Annotated in this window: 1 protein-coding gene; it reads right to left on the bottom strand. The window is 48.0% G+C overall.

Going from position 1 to position 842, the window contains the following annotated elements; all coding sequences use genetic code 11:
• Positions 1–842 (bottom strand): elongation factor Tu (gene tuf / locus F0231_RS20775; RefSeq protein WP_171761572.1); only part of this gene is annotated, 842 nt, incomplete at both ends.

Raw genomic sequence — 842 nt, 5'->3', positions numbered from 1 at the left:
GCTAGTACTTGACCACGCTCAACTTCGTCACGCTTAGTACCACGTAGAAGTGCACCAACGTTCTCACCAGCACGACCTTCGTCTAGAAGCTTACGGAACATTTCAACACCAGTACATGTAGTTACTGTTGTTTCTTTGATACCAACGATTTCTACTTCGTCACCTACAGTTAGGATACCGCGCTCGATACGACCAGTTACAACTGTACCACGACCTTGGATCGAGAATACGTCTTCGATTGGTAGTAGGAACGGCTGATCTACTGCACGCTCTGGTTCTGGGATGTAGTTGTCTAGTGCTTCTGCTAGCTCAACGATCTTGTCTTCCCACTGCTTCTCGCCGTTTAGTGCGCCTAGTGCAGAACCTTGGATAACTGGTAGGTCATCACCTGGGAAATCGTACTCAGATAGAAGTTCACGAACTTCCATTTCAACTAGCTCTAGAAGCTCTTCATCATCAACCATGTCACATTTGTTCATGAATACGATGATGTAAGGAATACCAACCTGACGACCAAGTAGGATGTGCTCACGAGTCTGAGGCATTGGGCCGTCAGTTGCGGCTACTACTAGGATACCGCCGTCCATCTGTGCAGCACCAGTGATCATGTTCTTAACATAATCCGCGTGTCCTGGACAGTCTACGTGTGCGTAGTGACGAGTTGGAGTGTCGTACTCAACGTGAGAAGTTGCGATTGTGATACCGCGCTCACGCTCTTCTGGAGCGTTATCGATAGATGCGAAGTCTTTCGCTTCACCGCCGTACACTTTTGAAAGAGTAGTACAGATTGCAGCAGTTAGAGTTGTTTTACCGTGGTCAACGTGGCCGATAGTACCAACGTT

Source organism: Vibrio sp. RE86, assembly GCF_013114545.1.
In the GTDB taxonomy this organism is placed as follows: Bacteria; Pseudomonadota; Gammaproteobacteria; order Enterobacterales; family Vibrionaceae; genus Vibrio.
Note: the sequence above shows the minus strand (reverse complement) of the source record. Positions and strands in the feature narration are given on the sequence as shown.